Source organism: Cytobacillus spongiae, assembly GCF_021390075.1.
Genome location: NZ_CP089997.1, coordinates 2,432,128 through 2,449,405, shown reverse-complemented (window position 1 = coordinate 2,449,405; position 17,278 = coordinate 2,432,128). Strand labels below are relative to the sequence as shown.

Here is a 17,278-nt window from a genome sequence, read left to right as displayed (position 1 = left end):
ATGTTAAAGAAAATTCTAAAATCCGTATTAAAAGAGTCCAGGCATAGAAAATATAGTTCAAGTGATGCTTGGAAGCGCCGTCATCATCATCGACATTCCCATTTAGGACATCATCATTATAAGCGGAAGCACAAAAGCGGTAGCATCTTTTCGAGCTTTAGCAGCTTCTTTAGCAGTTAACTATTATTATCTTAATAAAGGAAGCTACAATTTATGTTAAAAGCATTTGTCCTAATTGCTTCAGGTTTATTGGAAAAGCCATTTGCAGCTGGAAAAGTCATCAATGATCGGTATACAATCAAGCAATATTTAGGAAAAGGTAGCTATGGGATTAGTTATTTAGTAATGGACCAACTAACAAATCGTTTCGTCGTATTAAAAACGCTACGACTGCATAAACGATTAACTTTGAGAGGGAAACAGTCATTTCAGCGTGAAATGGACCTTTTAAAATCAATCGAGCATCCAGGTTTCCCGCAATTTTATGAACACGGAATGTATGAAAGCACTCCTTTTTATACAATGGAATATATAAATGGAAAAACATTTGAGCAATTAATTTTTAAAGAAGGAAAAGTCTATACCGAACGAGAAGCATTTCATATTGGATATCAGTTACTTACATTAATAGATGTTCTACATAAGAATGGCATTGTTCATCGTGATGTCCGTATCCCAAATGTAATGCTTGATGACCTCGAGCAAATAAGACTCATAGACTTCGGACTAGGGAGACACTTAACGGATCAAAAGGATTCATTTCGCTTTGTAGGAAAAGAGGATCCGCGTAAGCAAATAGATCCTGCAAGTGATTTTTACGCACTTGGCCACTTCATCTTATTTCTGCTTTATTCAAGCTATCAAGCACCTGAACAAACCACAGAAAAGAGCTGGGAAGAAGAGTTAAATTTAACACCCAGTGGCAAGACAATGATTAAGAGGTTATTACAGATTGAATCACCATATCAATCAGTTCAGGAAGTTCAATGCGGCTTTCAACAATTTTAGGTAGGAGGGTATATAGTATGTCATTTTTTAATAAGGTTTTTGCAAGTGTAGGGATTGGTTCTGCAAAAGTAGATACAAAGCTGGAGAAGGAAAGATTATTTCCAGGTGAGGAAGTGAAAGGAATTGTTGAGATTCAAGGTGGAAATGTCGAGCAAAACATTGATGAAATTTATTTATCCCTGCATACCACCTATATTAAAGAGCATGATGATAAGAAATATACGGCAACAGGTTTAATTGACCGCTTTCGTTTAACAGAGCGTTTTACAATTAAGCCAAATGAAAGAAAAGAGATTCCATTCTCATTTCAATTGCCATTAGATACACCGCTAACACTTGGTAAAACGAAAGTATGGGTTGCAACAGGACTTGATATTAAAAATGCCGTTGACCCTGGTGATAAGGATCATGTGATGGTGCAGCCTAACTCATTAATGAATGCGGTATTAGAGGCTGTAGCTGATCTTGGGTTCCGCTTGCGAGAAGTAGAATGTGAGCAGGCATCTAGAAAAGTAAGAGGTCGTCTTCCGTTTATCCAAGAGTTTGAATTCGTCCCTGTGTCAGGAGCATTTAGAGGGAAGCTAGATGAAATTGAACTCGTATTTTATCCAATTTCCGAAAATCAAACAGAGATTCTCATGCAAGTTGATCGCCGTGCACGAGGACTTGGAAGCTTTTTAGCAGAAGCATTGGAAATGGATGAAAGCTATGTTCGATTAAATGTAAGCTCAAGTGACATTCCTTCTCTAAAGGAAAAGTTTTATTCAGTAATTCAGCGATATTCTTAAAGTGGTAGTCACAATTGAAAAGTAGACAATAACCAAATACAAAAGCCAGCTCAACAGAGGCTGGCTTTTGTGTTATTTTTTTAAATCAGCAGGGGAGAAAGCACCAGGAAGGAGCTCATTTACTGTTGTTTTTTCGATGTCACCCTTTAGATTTGTCATAATGACTTCCATATGTGGTTCACACAATTCGGATATTACTTGACGGCAAGCTCCACATGGCGGTGTTGGGCGATCTGTATCCGCTACAATCACTAACAAATCGAATTCTTTCATGCCGTCGGAGTACGCTTTAAAAAGAGCCGTTCTTTCCGCGCAATTACAGAGGCCATATGATGCATTCTCGATATTCGCGCCAGTAATCACTTGACCATCTTTTGTTCTTAAAGCTGCACCCACTTTAAATTTTGAATAAGGAACATAGGCAGCTTCTCTTGCTTTTTTGGCTTGCTCAATAACTGTGGATTCATTCATTTCCATTCACTCTCCACTAAAAAGGATATTTGAATCTATGAAAATAGTTTCGCGATATAGGTAAAGGCTACTCCGCCTAGATAAACGCCCAATATTCCAACAATCCCTGCAAATACAGATGGTGCAGGAAGGGGGAGCTTTAACCCTTTAAATACAAGTCCAATAATTATTCCAGCAAGTAAACTTAAGAAAATTTCTTTCATTTTCGCACCTACTTAATAGTTTGATGTAGAAATTTTTCCTTTTAAGATGGACACTCCAGAGCTAGCTCCAATACGAGTAGCGCCTGCTTCAATCATCGCTTCTGCATCTTCTAGGCTTCTAATGCCGCCAGAAGCTTTTACACCGATATCTGGTCCAACGGTCTTTCTCATTAACGCAATATCCGAAGCAGTAGCTCCTCCACTTGAAAAACCTGTAGATGTTTTCACAAATTGTGCACCAGCTGCAACAGCCATTTGACATGCACGGATCTTTTCTTCCTCTGTTAATAAGCATGTTTCAATGATCACTTTCACAAGTGTCCCATTAGCCGCTTCAACTACAGCACGAATATCATCTTCTACTAGCTTGTCATTTCGATCCTTTAAAGCGGCGATATTGATTACCATATCAATTTCTGTTGCACCCTTTTGAATCGCATCTTTTGTTTCAAATGCTTTTGTCTCTGGGCTATTTGCTCCAAGAGGGAAGCCAATTACTGTACATACATCCACTCCAGTTCCTGCTAACAAGGCAGAAGCTGCTTCAATCCAAGTAGGATTTACACATACGGACGCAAATTGGAATTCCTTTGCTTCGTGACAAAGCTTTTCAATTTGTTCTTTAGTTGTTTCAGGTTTTAATGCTGTATGATCAATCATTTTTGCTAGGTTCATAGTCCATTTCCTTTCCGTTCCATTCAAGTTTAGAATAACATTCCAGCAATAGCTGCACTTAGTAGAGAAGCGAGCATACCAGCTAAAACGGCTCTCATTCCTAGTTTAGCAATATCATTTCGGCGATTTGGTGCTAGATTTCCTAAACCACCTAATAAAATTCCCATTGACGAAACATTGGCAAATCCACAAAGGGCAAAGCTGATAACCGCAACTGTTTTCGGAGAAAGAGCTTCAATTTGCGGTGCGAAAGAGCTGTAAGCTACAAATTCGTTTAAGATTAGCTTTTGACCGATGAATCCACCAGCTTGTACGGCTTCACTCCAAGGAACACCAATTGCAAAGGCGATCGGAGAGAAAAGAACTCCAAGAATTTTTTCAAGTGTTAACCCATCATAGTTAAAGATTCCACCAACAGCACCTAAAATTCCGTTGACTAGAGCGATTAATGCGATGAATGCTAATAGCATGGCACCAATGTTCAAAGCAAGCTGTAAACCAGTGCTTGCACCACGTGCAGCAGCATCAACTACGTTTACAGATTCAGTATCCTTTTCCATTGTTAAGTCATCAGATGATACGGACGCTTCTGTTTCTGGAATCATGATTTTTGCAATAATAAGACCTGCAGGTGCAGCCATAAAGCTTGCTGCTAATAAGTATTCAAGTGGTACTCCTAATAGGGAATAACCGATTAATACAGAACCTGCAACGGAAGCTAATCCACCGGTCATGACAGCAAATAATTCTGATCTTGTCATTTTGGCTAAATAAGGACGTACAACTAGTGGTGCTTCTGTTTGTCCAACAAAGATATTGGCAGCAGCCGATAAAGATTCAGCTTTACTCGTACCAAGAAGCTTGGATAATCCTCCACCTAAGAATTTAATAACAAGCTGCATGATTCCTAGATAGTAGAGAACTGAAATAAGCGCTGAGAAGAAAATAACAACTGTTAATACTTGAAAAGCAAAGATAAACCCTATATTGTCTGCGGCAAAAAGTCCTCCGAATAAGAAGTTAATCCCTTCATTCGCATAATTGACAATTTCGTTCACGCCTAATGATAACTTTTCTAATCCTTTTTTACCTGCATCCCATTTTAATACGATAAGTGCAAACCCAAATTGAATGGCAAGTCCTCCCAAAATTGTGCGGAGTTTAATCGCCTTTCGATTGGTTGAGAAGATAAACGCGATTGCAAGAACAACTGTTACGCCCATCATACCCCATAAAATGTTCATCGAAGCTCACCTCTATTAGTAGTCTAGTTTGTAATTGAAGAAACCGTTGTGATAACGTTTTCATGTGCGAGAAAAAATGAAATTTGTTTCAAGTTGATTATTAACTTAGTGATCATGATCAGTACATTAACAATATAACAGGTAGAGTGAACTTATGTAAACACTTTCATGAACAAATGTAAAAATAAAATTATTTCCATACACAATTTTGACAAAAAAAGCTATTTTACAAATAGGAGTGTGATCACACTTTCAATCTATAGACCGTATATAGTATTTAATATGTGCAATGAATGAAACTCAGTTGAATAAAAAAAAGACTGAAGGCAAACTCAAATTCTTCAAGTTTGCCTTCAGTCTGGGGCGTTGGTTTTCATGGTTTTCGTGTTTGTATAATATGTCACGGTATTTATTGACTCCGTTTATTGAGGAGGAATTTTGCTGTGAATTGATCTGTTACGAGTACGTTGGCGTAGCTTCCTTGCAATGCGCCATATATCCCATCAATTTTGTTTGCTCCACCTGCAACCAAGATGGAATATTCTTTGTTTTTCAGCTCATCTAGCTCAATTCCTAAAGTTCGTGTGTTAAGCTGTTCATTGCAAATTTGGCCGTCTAAGTCAAAGAATCTTGAACAAATGTCCCCAACCGCATTTTTGTAAATGACCTCAATATCCTCCTCGGTGAAGTATCCAAGTTGAAACAACAATGACTCTGATTTGATCGGTCCGACGGTATAAAGGGCAATATTACAGTTTCTGCCCATTTGCAGGATTTTATGAATATGACGGTCAGCTTCCATCGCTTGTTTTACTACAATGTGATCAACTATCGCAGGTAATGGAAGGTGATGCGGGGTTGTTCGAAATGCTTTCCCAAATAAATATAGAATTTCGTTCGCATACGTATTTGTTTCTGAATGGCTCACGCCGCCTTTTAATTGGACAACCTTTACATCCTTGACTGCCTTTTCCTTTAGTTCCACAGCAGTATGATAAAGGGTGGTTCCCCACGTAACACCGATTGTATCGCCATCTTGAACGATTTCATTTAAATAACTGGCTGTTTTTTCCCCTAAGTACGTTTTAATGACATGATCTTCGTATTGTGGAATGTGAGTTACAATTGCTTTTTTTAAATTGAACTTTTGTTCAAGTTGAGTCGCCAAGTTTGCAATGTCCTCTTCAGGATCAATGATTTTAATTTGGACGATACCTTCTTCTTTTGCTAATTGGAGCAATCTCGACACAGTGGGGCGAGATACTCCTAATTGCTTTGCGATATCTGATTGATTGTAATCAAGTAAGTAATATAGCTTAGCAGCTTCAATTATTTTCGATTTTCGTTCTTCAACCATTCTCATCATCACCTAAATTATGATTTCTCTATCTATGTTACCGTTTACATGATAAGTTAATAGTAAGGGAATAAATGTAAAACTGCAACTGTAATTTTGTTCAAATAGAAAATGAAGGGGGGAATATCTGAATTTTTTCTAGAAAAAGCATAGTTCAGTAAGAATTCATATTCACATGAATATATGTTCTGGTAAAAGAAAAAAGAGCAAAAAATGAGGTCACCATTAAATGTAGCGGTGGATTTTGGATCAATGGTTGCTCCATTCCTTATGACCTTGACTATTCCTAAACGATTAATATACTTTACAACCAAAAGAAATACCTAATATTGGTTATATATTCCTGGATTGCTGCGATTGAAAAAAACAGGCTGGTGAGCCGGCCTGTAATTTCTTTGGTCTATTCCTTCCATTCCTGATTTGAAATGATTCCATGTACCTTTAACTTTTGGAGTTGAAGAAATTGAATTTGGTATTTGACGGTCCAGGAGAAAATCTCATAGTCAAATAGTTTTGCTTGCTGAATAAACGATTTGGATAAAATTTTTTGATGGACTGCGAGAAAGGAAGTAAAGCTGCGGTAGGATGCTAGTTGAATCATATCGAGGGGCTTGCTTAATAAAATGCCAATGTCAATATGGGGACAGAGCTGTTTGAATTTCTTTAATTCATTTACATGAAAGGACTGAACCTTGAACATGTGAGGCTCCATTCCTCCTTCAATTGCAGCAGAAATCATTTGTGATAGGATACTGGTCATTGTTGGATCGTTTTCTGGTGATTTCATTTCAATTAATAACCCGATTCTCCCACCATATTCTTCAATAACTTCTGATAACAATGGAATCCGTTCATTTTCATATATGGGACTGAACCAGGAGCCAGCATCGAATTTTTTTAACTCAGTAACAGTCAATTCATTAACAAAGCCTTCACCATTAGTCGTTCGTGTAACATCTGCATCATGAATAACGACCAACTCAGAATCTTTACTTAAGCGAATATCCAATTCGATGTAGTCAAATTTAAGATCAATCGCTTTATTAAAAGCGGCCATCGTATTTTCTGGAGCGTAATTTGAAGCTCCACGATGGGCAATTGATTGAAAAGGAAAGAGTGGCTGAAATGCGTAGGAAAGGATAGAGGCTATTAAGCCAATAATGATAGAAAAAAGAAGAGGCTGTTTCAAAAATTCTTTAACCCTCAAAGGTCATCTCCCCTCATTCGTGATGTTATTACATTTTATGCAGAGAAAGGACGTTTTGATTACCCGATTTCATGAATAATGCCTGCTTACACAATCTTTGTTGTTCTTTTTTTAGCAGACGGATGTGTAAACAGGGAATCCGATCGCTGAATTGAAATCGACAAAACTAGAAGGGATTCATCAAAGGAATCGACAGGTCCAATATGTAATTGTATTTGTCAGAGATAGCTGAAGAGGAGAGGGATATTGATGCAATTAACGAAAATAAAGCAAGCCACATTTGATGTAACCATTTTTCAAACGCCTGTTTTTCGTCAGCGTAAAGGATATAAGCAAGTGTATCGACTTACTGTAGAGGGAAGGTCACATAAGGAATGCGTACAAAATACATTTCGACAGTTTAATGTCCCTGACCGAATGCCAAAAGATTTTCACGGGCGTTTTCTATCAACTGGAGATATTCTATTAATTGATGAAGGGCGTAGAGGGCAATTTTATTATCAGCTCAAGCCTGGTGGGTGGGTGGAAGTGAATCGAATCATGGTGAGGTAATATGAGAAGGAGAGCAAACGTGCTCTCCTTATTCAGTTATGTTTGAGCCAGGACTATTTTTTCGTTTATTTGAGGTGAGCTCTTTCCCATGTGCTTCATGTTCTGCAACAATATCTTTGGCCGGAATATGATTGTTTTTCTTAGGTGCATTTACGCGGTTGCGATGCTTTTTTCCCATGTCTGTTATCCCCCTTTATTTTTGTCCCTTAACTTTTGGTTTTTTTGATGTATGAGGCGCCGTTCCCGATCTGGAAGACGGATTTGTTTCATTTGCATGTTCGATAGCCTGGGCTATTTTTTTACTCATCTGTTCTTTAGGCATGATTACCCCTCCTTTGGAAAAGCTATAGATAGTTTTCCCGGAAGTACGAAAATCATGCTGAATGAAAGTTTTTCAGTAATGAAAGAGTATGATATAGTTTTGGGTGAAAGCATGTTAAGAATATTGGAGGTTATAATGATGAGTATTCATATTGGTGCAAAGGAAAATGAGATCGCAGAAACGGTATTATTACCTGGAGATCCTCTACGTGCAAAATACATAGCTGAGAATTTTTTAGAAGGTGCTACATGTTATAATGAAGTTAGAAATATGTTTGGATACACAGGCACTTACAAAGGGAAGCGCGTGTCTGTACAAGGAACTGGAATGGGTGTACCTTCTATTTCTATCTACATCAATGAATTGATGCAAAGCTATAATGTCCAAAACTTAATCCGAGTGGGAACATGTGGTGCGATTCAAAAGGATGTAAAGGTTCGCGATGTAATTTTAGCGATGACTGCTTCAACTGATTCTCAAATGAATCGTTTAACATTTAACGGGATTGATTTTGCTCCAACAGCTAATTTTGATCTTCTAAAGAAAGCGTACGATGCGGGCCAGGAAAAAGGCTTAAATTTGAAGGTTGGAAATGTTTTTACCGCAGACATGTTCTATAACGATCACGCAGAGCATGAGAAATGGGCACAATATCAAATTTTAGCCATCGAGATGGAGACGTCTGCACTTTATACACTAGCAGCGAAATATGGTCGGAAGGCACTATCTGTTTTAACTGTAAGTGACCATATTATTACTGGAGAAGAAACAACTTCTGAAGAGAGACAGACTACATTTAATGAGATGATTGAAGTTGCTTTAGAAGCCGCGTTAAAGGAATAACCAACTAAAACTGCTCCTTTTCTAAGGGCAGTTTTTTTATTAATGTAAAAAGATACAAAGTGCTTCAAGTAGCGTAAAATAACTGCACTTGTAGTAATAGAAGAGTCCAATTTCTCATCGTTTATCCTTCTTTAAATTAGGAAATAAATAATATTGGAATCATGATTTTTCATGTTATAGTAAGTATATTGTATTTTAGTATAGCTAATAGAGACAGGTGAATGATGTTGAAGAAATTGATATGGATCGTAGGAATCTCTTTCCTATTAACAGGATGCAGTCAGATGGATGATCTTTTAACTAAGCTTCCATTTGTCAATATGGGAGAAAATAATCCTGAACTAGTGGTTGAAGAAGAACCAGCTAACGTAGAAGAACAGCCGGCACAAACACCTGCTGAAGATAAGGAAGATGCTCTAGTATTGAGCTCGGCTTTTTTCAATGATGTAAAAGTTGTCGATGGTCGCAATATTATTCAAAACCCCGAAAATTTATTAGCATTAGTAAATAAAACTTATGGTTTACCATCTACTTATGTTCCAGCAGATTTAGTCCGGCCAAACGTGCCATTCTCATTTGGGACCGAGGAGCTGGAGAAGAGTAAGCTTCGACAAGAGGCAGCTCAAGCACTGGAGGCGATGTTTGCAGAGGCTAAAAAGAGTGGTGTGAATTTATTCGCTGTTTCTGGGTATCGCTCTTCTGATCGTCAATCGGCCCTTTTTCAGGCAGAAGTAAGCAAAGTGGGAGAAGAAAAAGCTGTACAAGCTGTTGCATTTCCAGGGAATAGTGAGCATCAAACAGGGTTAGCGATTGACATTTCTAGTCATTTAGTGAATTTGCTCTTGGTTGAAAAATTAGGGGAAACGAAGGATGGGAAGTGGCTTGCTGATAACGCCTACCGTTTCGGTTACATTCTTAGATATCCAAAAGGGAAAGAGTCAATTACAGGCTACCAATATGAACCCTGGCATTTTCGTTTTGTAGGGGAAGAAGCGGCGAAGGTTATGTACGAAAAAAACTTAACAATGGAAGAATATTTTAATATGGTAGAAAAAATATAAGGAGAGTGACCATTTTTGGTCCTCTCCATTTCTGATTATGCGGCAAATACGGATATATTCCTTGTTATTGCGGATATAATTATCATTTCAAGAATATCCTCTTCATTTCGGCTGATATAGTGAGATTTCCCAGGTATACATCTCAATTCCAGATGTGGAGTCACTAACAGACCATAAAAAATACTTTTTTAGCTGTTTGTACATTTTTTTTTGTTAATTGATTTAAAAAAATGTTATTCTAAACATTAAGGATTTTACATATGAAGATTGTTTCTAAGTGAGAAAGTGGTGAACCGTTTGGAAAATGAGAATTTAAACCAAGACGCTTCGAACAACCCATCTGGTTTCATTCAAATGAAGAAATTTCATTTTGTCATGCTAATGTTCTTTATCGTATTTCTAGCAGCTGGAATTACGACATTTGCATTGGCATTTGGGGATGAAAAGGCAGTTGATGTCGGAGTGGAACGCAATGAGTTTGATAAGCTTTATAGTACGTATGATACACTTCAAAAAAGCTACTATAAGGAATTAGATCAAACGAAGCTAGTTGATGGTGCGATTAACGGGATGTTAGAAGCCCTTGAAGATCCTTATTCCGATTACATGAACGAGGAAGAAGCGAAAAGCTTTCATCAAAGCATTTCCTCATCATTTGAAGGGATTGGAGCAGAAATACAAGAGAAAGATGGGTATATTCTGATTGTTTCACCGATTAAAGGCTCCCCAGCTGAAAAAGCGGGTTTAAAACCAAATGATAAAGTTTTGCAAGTAGATGGGGAAAGTATTCAAGGTCTAAGTACGACAGAAGCCGTTATGAAAATTAGAGGTGAAAAGGGTACGACAGTTGAATTACTTATTCAACGTCCAGGTATGGAAAGTACAATGACTATTCCAATCGTTCGTGACACCATTCCGATTGAAACGGTATATGGAGAAATGCTCGAAGATGGAATTGGCAAAGTGCAAATAACAACCTTTTCTACGAACACGACAAAAGAGCTTGTAGATGTGTTAAATGACTTACAGCAGCAAGGGATGAAAGGGTTAATTCTTGACTTAAGGCAAAATCCTGGAGGATTACTCGATGAAGCAGTGAAAATATCGAGTCTATTTGTTCCTGAAGGAGAAGTAGTGCTACAGGTAGAAGACCGCGAAGGTAAGAAAAAGCTATTTAAGTCATCGAAGGACAATAGCAATCCGAATCTACCATTAGTCGTTGTTATAGATAAAGGAAGTGCTAGTGCTTCTGAAATTTTATCAGCAGCGGTGAGTGAATCGGCAGGAATTCCGTTAGTAGGGGAAAAATCCTTTGGGAAAGGGACTGTCCAACGAGCACAGGATTTCTCGGATGGATCGAACATTAAGTTTACAACGGAAAAATGGTTAACACCAAAAGGGAATTGGGTTCATGAGAATGGCATTAAACCGGATTATGAAGCGGCTCTTCCTGAATATGCATCCTTGCCAATTGTTAATCCAGAAGCCGAATTAACGTTGTCGTCTTCTTCAAATGATGTGAAAACTGCTCAGAAAATGCTAAAAGCATTAGGCTATGATCCAGGCAGAGAAGATGGGTTTTTTGACGAGAAGACAAAGGCAGCGGTGATTCAATTTCAAAAAGCAGAAAAGTTGGATCCGACGGGAACGTTAAAAGGGGATGCAACCATTAAGCTGATGGATAAACTTAGAGATAAAATGAAAGCAAATGATACACAAATCTTAAAAGCAATAGAAGTTTTAAAACAACAGCTAAAATAAAAACAATTTATGTTTGTACGTAAGCTAGAATCTTGAGATGGAATATGCTAGTAGCTTTCGGAGTGTGCGCTCCGAAACTCGACAACAAAAGGGGTTTAATTTCTTCGCCTTATCATCACAAAAAAGCACTCCAAAAATTTGGAGTGTTTTTTTCATCTTCCCACCGGGGAAAGTAAGAACATTGAAGTATAGATTTCAATTGAATATCCAACAATGTGACTAACCCCAATGATGTTGAGGTGATATAGTCGTGATGAAACAATTAAAGATGCTGATTGTAATGGTAGTTCTGTTATTATCCGCTTGCATCCATGATCAGCTTAGTCAGCAAGAACGAGTACCGAAAATGGAAGAAACAGAAAAGCAAGAACAAGTACCAATCCGTGAGAGCAAAGAGAAGGTGGAAACAACTAAAGACGTAAAGCCCTTTGAGCTTCCCACGTATCACAAAGTAAAAAATTTTTTATTAATAGGTGTGGACTCGCGAGGTGAACCTTCCTCACGATCTGATGCGATTATGGTAGCTAGGTACAATCCGAGAGACCAATCAGTTAAGCTCGTATCTCTAATGAGGGATAGCTATGTAGAAATTCCTGGTGGGGAGCTTCAGTTTAGCAAATTAAACCATGCTTATTTTATTGGCGGCGAGCAATTGTTAAAAGAAACCATTGAGGAAAACTTCCAAATTCCAATTGATTATACGGCCGTCATTGATTTTCAAGGATTTGTAAAAGTGGTCGATCTTATTGCTCCGGAAGGAATTGAGGTGGAGCTTACACAAGAAATGATTGATGATCGAGGATTCTCCGGGGGACCTGGGAAACGAAAGCTTCACGGAGATGAGCTCTTATCTTATGTTCGCTTTAGACACGATGCGATGAGTGATTTTGGAAGGGTAAATAGGCAGCAAGAAGTTTTAGTGTCATTAAAAAATCAAGCTCAAGAGGAGCTAGGAAGCATGAGAGGAATTATCAAGCTTCCTGGCATTTTAAAAGAGATGATGGTCCATATGGATACAGATCTAAATTGGGATGATTATTTTGCGATAGGAGCAACTTTTCTTGCAAAACCAGTAAAACAAGTCGACACGCTACGAATTCCTGTAGCCAATAGTTTCGAAAATAGACATTATGAGCATGTAGGTGCTGTGCTTGAACTAGACTTTAATGAAAATCAGCAGGCACTCGATGAATTTTTTCAATCTCAGCCAAATAATCAAAACTAAAAGAGCTTGAGGGATGTGAACTCTCGAGCTCTTTCTAGAGTTGCAACTCCTCCAATGGTAAGATAAGAAAGAATCGATTGAAAAATATCTTGAAAATGGGGGGATTAGAGTTGTCAGCTACATTTGAATTATCAAAAGAGCAAAAAGAGCAAATGACAGAAGCAATCAAAGAATTTTTTTGGAACAGTCGAGACGAAGAAATTGGGGACCTTGCAGCGATTCTAGTACTTGATTTTTTCATGAGCGAGTTGGCTCCACTGTTTTACAATAAAGGAGTAGCAGATTCACACCAATTTATAAGTGAAAAGCTGGAAGATTTGTTTGAAATTCAAAAGTAGTTCATTACATATTGTTTGTAAGTAGAATTAAAATCAGATAAAATTATGAGCTGTAAATTGAGGTGAAAACATGAAGCAATATGTCCAATTTAATGAACAGCTCAAACAAGAGATACATGCTTTTGAGGAAGCCTGTGAGAACTTAGGCAAAAGAGTGGAAGAAAAGTACCAAGAACCGTTTCATCTTTACCATGAGAAATTATTAATTGAGCTCATTCGCGAAAAAAAGGGGAAACGCTCTTCGAAAGAAAAGGTATTTGATCAAGATTACGACTCCTTTTTGGAAGTTGCAATTGAAGTGGAAGATGAATATTACCCGAATGCGACGATTCCAATTTGGAAATGTAAAGGCGAATGGTTTCAAAAAGTAGGGTATTTTACCAAACATACATTAGAAGATCTTGAGCAAAAATTAGAAACTATTTTATCAGAAATGATAGAGGAAAGACGAGAGGGTTCTGAATAATGGGGAAAGTGGAAATTTATGTTCTTTCAGGATTTTTAGGGAGTGGGAAGACAACTTTGTTGAAGCGGCTTCTCCAAAACGAAAAAGAACAGAATCGCAAAGTAGCTGTGATGATGAATGAACTTGGGAAAGTATCAATCGATTCAAATGCAATTGAAGAGGATGTCCCTTTAAAAGAGCTATTAAATGGCTGTATTTGCTGTACGATTCAAGATGAACTAGAAGCACAATTACAAGGGCTGCTCCTGGATGAGAAGCCAGATGTTATCTATATTGAAACAACTGGTGCTGCTCATCCTGTTGAGGTTCTTGATGCCGTATTGTCTCCATTATTTGCAGACAAATTGGATGTTAAAGGAATTGTCTCGGTCGTTGACGGAGCAAGATGGGTTGAGCGGAAGAAATTAAGCCCTCAAGTGCAGCAATTATTAATTGAACAAGTGCGTCATGCTGACTTATTACTAGTAAATAAAACAGACGAGTTAACACCGTCTGAACAGGCTAATATTTCGCTCGAAATTCAATCCTTGAACATGCATGCTCGGCTGATTTTAACTAATTATTCAAAAGTATCTTTAAAAGAAATCAGATCAATAAATGCTGGGAGTAAAAATGAGGTTCAAAAATCTCATGTAGCAGCTGACCTAAACTTATCTACATTTGTTTATCGCTTTCAGCATTCGATTAACCAATCAAAGTTCGAAGATTTTTTAAGAGCATTACCAGATTCTATTTACCGCATAAAAGGGTATGTGAAGTTTACTCAATCACAATATCCAACATTGTTTCAATTTTCATATGGGATGCCATTGTATATGCAGGAATATATGAACTTACCTTTAAACCTTGTATTTATCGGAGAGGGTATTCAATGGCGTGAAATAGAGGAGCAATTAGCCCTTTTAGAAAAAGAAAGATAATCTTTAAAGAGGCTGGGAAACTAGTTTTAAATAATTGTAAAAACATTCAACAAATGAATACCAGTCCTATTAGGTTAATGATTGATTAACATAATCACCTAATCGTATGGGTCTATTATTGAGTGAAAACCTTATGTCCCAGCCTTTTTATTATGCTTTCTCTCCAAACTTTATATAAGTTTTTTCATCTTCAATAAGTCCGCATACGCCGCATTGTACACGGTACTTGGGACCCTGATACCCACGATGAAATGGGCTTAATTGCTCTTGTGAATATTCTTCCACTACATTTCCTGTCTGCGGATCAAGCTTTACTGATTGAGGAATCTGTTGAATAAGATTAAAACGGCTTTTGTTTGTTTTGCAGTTCGGACAACGATAGGGAGCAGTCATTTCTCATATCTCCTTTCAGGTTTGACTCATCTCTATTTTTTGCATAGTTAAATAAGAATATGTAACAATACGTTTGAAGGGTTATATGGATAACAACGCTATCAACGTATTAGTTGGAGGAATTTAATCAGTGAATTGGACTCATTTATTACAGAAATATCGCCAAATATGGAATAATCGAACGCTCGAAACGATGGATCAATCAGAAGAACTCACATTGAAAGAAGCGATCATGAGAGAGCTAAAGGATGAGAATACCCATCCGCGTGTGAGAAAAACAGTAGAAGAAAAATTTTTTCTAGCAACAAACAGAATTACCGAATCATCATTGACTGACATCGAGAAGCTGAAGCTTATTGAATTACATATTGAACAAGCCAATGATATAAGAGGTGTATAAATGACAGGACATCGTATTAATTGCGAGAAAGGAATCTAACTCCCCAGTGATGTAATGCTGGGGTATTTTATTGTGCAGAAAAGCTGGAAGGAAAAAGTGCAATAGTTGTTGAGCAAACGACTTGTGATAAAAACGAAGAAACAAAACACTTGAAATTATACCCTTAGTGGTATATTATCTTTTTGTAAGCTGTTAGAGAGTAACATGAGGTGAATACGGTGTTTATATATATATTCTTTCTAATATTTATTGTGTTCTTGTTTCTCCGTCGTTATATACCTGTGAAAAATCTTCCATTGCTGTCTGCAGAGAATAGTCTACCTGAAATGGTCAAAGTAGATGTGCGAGATTTTCAAGATTCAGCGAATAAACCTATATATGGTGCCATTAATATTCCTTGTGGATATTTAGGAAGGTATATGGATGAGATTCCGAATAAGAAAATAGTCATTATTGCTTCAAATCAATTGGAGAAAAATTTCGGAGCTAGATTCTTAAGAAAATATGGCTTTCAAGTGGAAGGGTACACACTAATTGATTCATAGCAGGAGTTGGTGGAATGTACGATGAAAAAGATGCGATGAATCGCTTTAAAAGTATCGAACGACAAGTAAGAGGGATTGTACGCATGATGGATGAAATGAAGGACTGCAAGTCTTCCATAACCCAATGATCCGTGATACGTTCAGAAGTTGATAAAACAATCGCTTTAATTGTCAGCAAGAATTTAGAGCAATTTCTAGTAATTGAAAGGAAAAAAGGAAAAGAAACAGTTGACACAGTAAATGAAGCAAATCAGCTTCTTGTCAAAAATAGATAAAGAGAGGAATAAAAAGATGGATCAATGGTTTCATTTACTCATTATTATTATAATCGCCTTATTTCTTTGGAGTCGCTTTAAGCCTGCCGTAGGTGTGAACCAAATTTCAATGAAAGATTTAAAAGAAATCGTGCAAAGGAAGCCTAAGAGTGTTCAGTTTGTAGATGTACGGACTCCTGCTGAATTTAATGGGAATCATATGAAAGGATTTATGAATATCCCTCTTGATCAATTAAACAATCAAATAGCTAATTTAAACAAAGATCAAGAAGTGATTGTCATTTGTCAAAGTGGGATGAGAAGCTCTAACGCTAGTAAAATACTAAAAAAACATGGTTTTGCCCATATTACAAATGTAAAAGGCGGAATGTCCGCTTGGCGTTAGGTGAAAGGAAGTTATCAATGAAGAATATGACAACTACTGAGGTTCTGAATGCTATTCAAAATGGTGAAGCTATACACATTGTAGACGTGCGAGAAGTAGATGAGGTTTCTGCTGGAAAAATTCCAGGCGCCTTTCATATCCCCTTAGGATTGCTCGAATTTCGAATGCATGAATTAGATAAAAATACCGAATATACAATTGCCTGTCGTTCAGGAGCTCGGAGTAGTAGAGCAACACAGTTTTTAGAATATCAAGGATACAAAGTGACGAACATGGAAGGCGGAATGATGTCCTGGAATGGACCTGTCGAGTAATTATAGATTGCCATATAGAAAAGAGGCTCTGCAAGGGTTAACACGTGACCTTCGCAAGAGCCTCTTTGTTTATCTATTGAACAAATACTCCTACCTTCTTAAGAAATAAGCGAATGAATAAGGCGTGCCCAAGTTATATTGTTTTTTTTAGGTATTTTTTCACTGATTGTTGTTTTTTATCAGGTAAAACTATCTTCTTCATACGAAGTCGAACAGTTATAAGAAGAAGATGCGTGACGACTGCAGGGAGCAGTGGGACATGTGCGACCCCTCTCAGTCGAAGTTAAGGAGGCTTACCGCCCGCAACGCGGCAAGCGGTTACCCTAGAACGGAAAACTGCCCTTGTTTCAAAAGGAACAATGTACTCGAATTCGATGTTTTTATATGGTCACATTGTCATAATCAACCTATCATTTATTCAAATATCACGATTACGGTTGATTTCCAACGATGAGCCGTTGTTTATGGGATACACATTCAAATGGTAGCGTTTACACTCACTAAATGAGCGATATACACATGAAT

At 37.5% G+C, this 17,278-nt stretch carries 25 protein-coding genes; 16 read left to right on the top strand and 9 right to left on the bottom strand.

What is annotated here, in order from left to right; translation table 11 throughout:
* The 3 genes from LS684_RS12400 to LS684_RS12390 are packed head-to-tail and all read left to right on the top strand — an operon-like array spanning position 1 to position 1,796.
* Positions 1-180 (top strand): hypothetical protein, encoded by a 180-nt coding sequence (locus tag LS684_RS12400; RefSeq protein WP_233806371.1) that lies wholly within the window; start codon positions 1-3, stop codon positions 178-180.
* A gap of 33 nt (positions 181-213) precedes the next feature.
* On the top strand, positions 214-1,008 hold the full coding sequence (locus LS684_RS12395; protein WP_233806370.1) for a serine/threonine protein kinase: 795 nt from the start codon (positions 214-216) through the stop codon (positions 1,006-1,008).
* A 17-nt stretch (positions 1,009-1,025) separates the two neighbouring features.
* Positions 1,026-1,796 (top strand): sporulation protein, encoded by a 771-nt coding sequence (locus tag LS684_RS12390; protein ID WP_233806369.1) that lies wholly within the window; start codon positions 1,026-1,028, stop codon positions 1,794-1,796.
* Between the two features lie 72 nt (positions 1,797-1,868).
* Here LS684_RS12390 and LS684_RS12385 read toward each other — a convergent pair whose 3' ends face one another.
* From LS684_RS12385 to LS684_RS12360, 6 genes are all read right to left on the bottom strand, one after another.
* Positions 1,869-2,267, bottom strand: coding sequence for a cytidine deaminase (locus LS684_RS12385; protein ID WP_233806368.1), 399 nt, complete (start codon positions 2,265-2,267; stop codon positions 1,869-1,871).
* 35 nt (positions 2,268-2,302) lie between these two features.
* Complete coding sequence (locus LS684_RS12380) at positions 2,303-2,470, bottom strand: XapX domain-containing protein (RefSeq protein WP_233806366.1); 168 nt, start codon at positions 2,468-2,470, stop codon at positions 2,303-2,305.
* Between the two features lie 12 nt (positions 2,471-2,482).
* Entirely contained in the window at positions 2,483-3,145 is a 663-nt protein-coding gene (deoC, locus tag LS684_RS12375) for a deoxyribose-phosphate aldolase (RefSeq protein ID WP_233806364.1), read from the bottom strand.
* A 29-nt stretch (positions 3,146-3,174) separates the two neighbouring features.
* Entirely contained in the window at positions 3,175-4,389 is a 1,215-nt protein-coding gene (locus LS684_RS12370) for a NupC/NupG family nucleoside CNT transporter (RefSeq protein WP_233806363.1), read from the bottom strand.
* A gap of 409 nt (positions 4,390-4,798) precedes the next feature.
* Positions 4,799-5,752, bottom strand: coding sequence for a DNA-binding transcriptional repressor DeoR (gene deoR / locus LS684_RS12365; protein ID WP_432418825.1), 954 nt, complete (start codon positions 5,750-5,752; stop codon positions 4,799-4,801).
* Between the two features lie 394 nt (positions 5,753-6,146).
* On the bottom strand, positions 6,147-6,953 hold the full coding sequence (locus LS684_RS12360) for a glycerophosphodiester phosphodiesterase (RefSeq protein WP_233806361.1): 807 nt from the start codon (positions 6,951-6,953) through the stop codon (positions 6,147-6,149).
* 243 nt (positions 6,954-7,196) lie between these two features.
* On the opposite strand from LS684_RS12360, the gene LS684_RS12355 reads away from it, so the two are divergent.
* Entirely contained in the window at positions 7,197-7,505 is a 309-nt protein-coding gene (locus tag LS684_RS12355) for a YodL domain-containing protein (protein ID WP_233811641.1), read from the top strand.
* A gap of 28 nt (positions 7,506-7,533) precedes the next feature.
* On the opposite strand, the gene LS684_RS12350 is transcribed toward LS684_RS12355, so the two are convergent.
* Both LS684_RS12350 and LS684_RS24130 read right to left on the bottom strand, forming a co-directional pair.
* Complete coding sequence (locus LS684_RS12350; RefSeq protein ID WP_233806360.1) at positions 7,534-7,683, bottom strand: hypothetical protein; 150 nt, start codon at positions 7,681-7,683, stop codon at positions 7,534-7,536.
* 15 nt (positions 7,684-7,698) lie between these two features.
* Complete coding sequence (locus LS684_RS24130; RefSeq protein WP_267930225.1) at positions 7,699-7,827, bottom strand: hypothetical protein; 129 nt, start codon at positions 7,825-7,827, stop codon at positions 7,699-7,701.
* A 138-nt stretch (positions 7,828-7,965) separates the two neighbouring features.
* Here LS684_RS24130 and deoD point away from each other — a divergent pair, with 138 nt between their 5' ends.
* The 7 genes from deoD to LS684_RS12315 all read left to right on the top strand — a co-directional run bounded on the left by deoD (position 7,966) and on the right by LS684_RS12315 (position 14,441).
* Positions 7,966-8,670 carry a purine-nucleoside phosphorylase gene (gene deoD, locus LS684_RS12345; RefSeq protein ID WP_233811640.1) on the top strand — a complete coding sequence of 235 codons (705 nt, stop codon included), beginning with the start codon at positions 7,966-7,968 and terminating at the stop codon, positions 8,668-8,670.
* A 284-nt stretch (positions 8,671-8,954) separates the two neighbouring features.
* Complete coding sequence (locus LS684_RS12340; RefSeq protein WP_233806359.1) at positions 8,955-9,731, top strand: M15 family metallopeptidase; 777 nt, start codon at positions 8,955-8,957, stop codon at positions 9,729-9,731.
* A gap of 297 nt (positions 9,732-10,028) precedes the next feature.
* A complete protein-coding gene (locus tag LS684_RS12335) occupies positions 10,029-11,492 on the top strand; it encodes a lmo1851 family serine protease (protein WP_233806358.1) in 1,464 nt (487 codons plus the stop codon).
* A gap of 253 nt (positions 11,493-11,745) precedes the next feature.
* Positions 11,746-12,717, top strand: a complete 972-nt coding sequence (locus LS684_RS12330; RefSeq protein WP_233811639.1) for an LCP family protein — start codon at positions 11,746-11,748, stop codon at positions 12,715-12,717.
* Positions 12,718-12,827: 110 nt separating this feature from the next.
* Positions 12,828-13,055 (top strand): DUF2164 domain-containing protein, encoded by a 228-nt coding sequence (locus LS684_RS12325; protein WP_233806357.1) that lies wholly within the window; start codon positions 12,828-12,830, stop codon positions 13,053-13,055.
* Between the two features lie 70 nt (positions 13,056-13,125).
* The gene (locus LS684_RS12320) at positions 13,126-13,521 is read left to right on the top strand and encodes a hypothetical protein (RefSeq protein ID WP_233806355.1); all 396 of its coding nucleotides are present in this window, start codon (positions 13,126-13,128) and stop codon (positions 13,519-13,521) included.
* The gene (locus tag LS684_RS12315) at positions 13,521-14,441 is read left to right on the top strand and encodes a CobW family GTP-binding protein (RefSeq protein WP_233806353.1); all 921 of its coding nucleotides are present in this window, start codon (positions 13,521-13,523) and stop codon (positions 14,439-14,441) included. The genes LS684_RS12320 and LS684_RS12315 overlap by 1 nt, the downstream gene beginning before the upstream one ends.
* Before the next feature lie 150 nt (positions 14,442-14,591).
* Here LS684_RS12315 and LS684_RS12310 read toward each other — a convergent pair whose 3' ends face one another.
* Positions 14,592-14,834, bottom strand: coding sequence for a DNA alkylation repair protein (locus LS684_RS12310; RefSeq protein ID WP_233806351.1), 243 nt, complete (start codon positions 14,832-14,834; stop codon positions 14,592-14,594).
* A 130-nt stretch (positions 14,835-14,964) separates the two neighbouring features.
* On the opposite strand from LS684_RS12310, the gene LS684_RS12305 reads away from it, so the two are divergent.
* From LS684_RS12305 to LS684_RS12285, 5 genes are all read left to right on the top strand, one after another.
* A complete protein-coding gene (locus LS684_RS12305) occupies positions 14,965-15,234 on the top strand; it encodes a hypothetical protein (protein WP_233806349.1) in 270 nt (89 codons plus the stop codon).
* Between the two features lie 218 nt (positions 15,235-15,452).
* Positions 15,453-15,779, top strand: a complete 327-nt coding sequence (locus LS684_RS12300) for a rhodanese-like domain-containing protein (protein WP_233806346.1) — start codon at positions 15,453-15,455, stop codon at positions 15,777-15,779.
* Positions 15,780-15,793: 14 nt separating this feature from the next.
* Positions 15,794-15,907 carry a metal-sensing transcriptional repressor gene (locus tag LS684_RS24220; protein WP_349293055.1) on the top strand — a complete coding sequence of 38 codons (114 nt, stop codon included), beginning with the start codon at positions 15,794-15,796 and terminating at the stop codon, positions 15,905-15,907.
* A 163-nt stretch (positions 15,908-16,070) separates the two neighbouring features.
* The gene (locus LS684_RS12290) at positions 16,071-16,439 is read left to right on the top strand and encodes a rhodanese-like domain-containing protein (protein ID WP_233806345.1); all 369 of its coding nucleotides are present in this window, start codon (positions 16,071-16,073) and stop codon (positions 16,437-16,439) included.
* 17 nt (positions 16,440-16,456) lie between these two features.
* Positions 16,457-16,753 (top strand): rhodanese-like domain-containing protein, encoded by a 297-nt coding sequence (locus LS684_RS12285; protein WP_233806344.1) that lies wholly within the window; start codon positions 16,457-16,459, stop codon positions 16,751-16,753.
* The last annotated feature ends 525 nt before the right edge of the window (positions 16,754-17,278 follow it).

Bases quoted from the DNA above. Each gene is read 5' to 3' on its own strand.
- LS684_RS12330 (WP_233811639.1), top strand. From the start codon at position 11,746: ATGAAACAATTAAAGATGCTGATTGTAATGGTAGTTCTGTTATTATCC.
- LS684_RS12380 (WP_233806366.1), bottom strand. From the start codon at position 2,470: ATGAAAGAAATTTTCTTAAGTTTACTTGCTGGAATAATTATTGGACTT.
- LS684_RS12285 (WP_233806344.1), top strand. From the start codon at position 16,457: ATGAAGAATATGACAACTACTGAGGTTCTGAATGCTATTCAAAATGGT.
- LS684_RS12310 (WP_233806351.1), bottom strand. From the start codon at position 14,834: ATGACTGCTCCCTATCGTTGTCCGAACTGCAAAACAAACAAAAGCCGT.
- LS684_RS12390 (WP_233806369.1), top strand. From the start codon at position 1,026: ATGTCATTTTTTAATAAGGTTTTTGCAAGTGTAGGGATTGGTTCTGCA.
- LS684_RS24130 (WP_267930225.1), bottom strand. From the start codon at position 7,827: ATGCCTAAAGAACAGATGAGTAAAAAAATAGCCCAGGCTATCGAACAT.
- LS684_RS12400 (WP_233806371.1), top strand. From the start codon at position 1: ATGTTAAAGAAAATTCTAAAATCCGTATTAAAAGAGTCCAGGCATAGA.
- LS684_RS12385 (WP_233806368.1), bottom strand. From the start codon at position 2,267: ATGAATGAATCCACAGTTATTGAGCAAGCCAAAAAAGCAAGAGAAGCT.
- LS684_RS24220 (WP_349293055.1), top strand. From the start codon at position 15,794: ATGTACGATGAAAAAGATGCGATGAATCGCTTTAAAAGTATCGAACGA.
- LS684_RS12320 (WP_233806355.1), top strand. From the start codon at position 13,126: ATGAAGCAATATGTCCAATTTAATGAACAGCTCAAACAAGAGATACAT.
- LS684_RS12350 (WP_233806360.1), bottom strand. From the start codon at position 7,683: ATGGGAAAAAAGCATCGCAACCGCGTAAATGCACCTAAGAAAAACAAT.
- LS684_RS12395 (WP_233806370.1), top strand. From the start codon at position 214: ATGTTAAAAGCATTTGTCCTAATTGCTTCAGGTTTATTGGAAAAGCCA.
- LS684_RS12290 (WP_233806345.1), top strand. From the start codon at position 16,071: ATGGATCAATGGTTTCATTTACTCATTATTATTATAATCGCCTTATTT.
- LS684_RS12370 (WP_233806363.1), bottom strand. From the start codon at position 4,389: ATGAACATTTTATGGGGTATGATGGGCGTAACAGTTGTTCTTGCAATC.
- deoR (WP_432418825.1), bottom strand. From the start codon at position 5,752: ATGAGAATGGTTGAAGAACGAAAATCGAAAATAATTGAAGCTGCTAAG.
- LS684_RS12340 (WP_233806359.1), top strand. From the start codon at position 8,955: ATGGATGATCTTTTAACTAAGCTTCCATTTGTCAATATGGGAGAAAAT.
- deoC (WP_233806364.1), bottom strand. From the start codon at position 3,145: ATGAACCTAGCAAAAATGATTGATCATACAGCATTAAAACCTGAAACA.
- deoD (WP_233811640.1), top strand. From the start codon at position 7,966: ATGAGTATTCATATTGGTGCAAAGGAAAATGAGATCGCAGAAACGGTA.
- LS684_RS12315 (WP_233806353.1), top strand. From the start codon at position 13,521: ATGGGGAAAGTGGAAATTTATGTTCTTTCAGGATTTTTAGGGAGTGGG.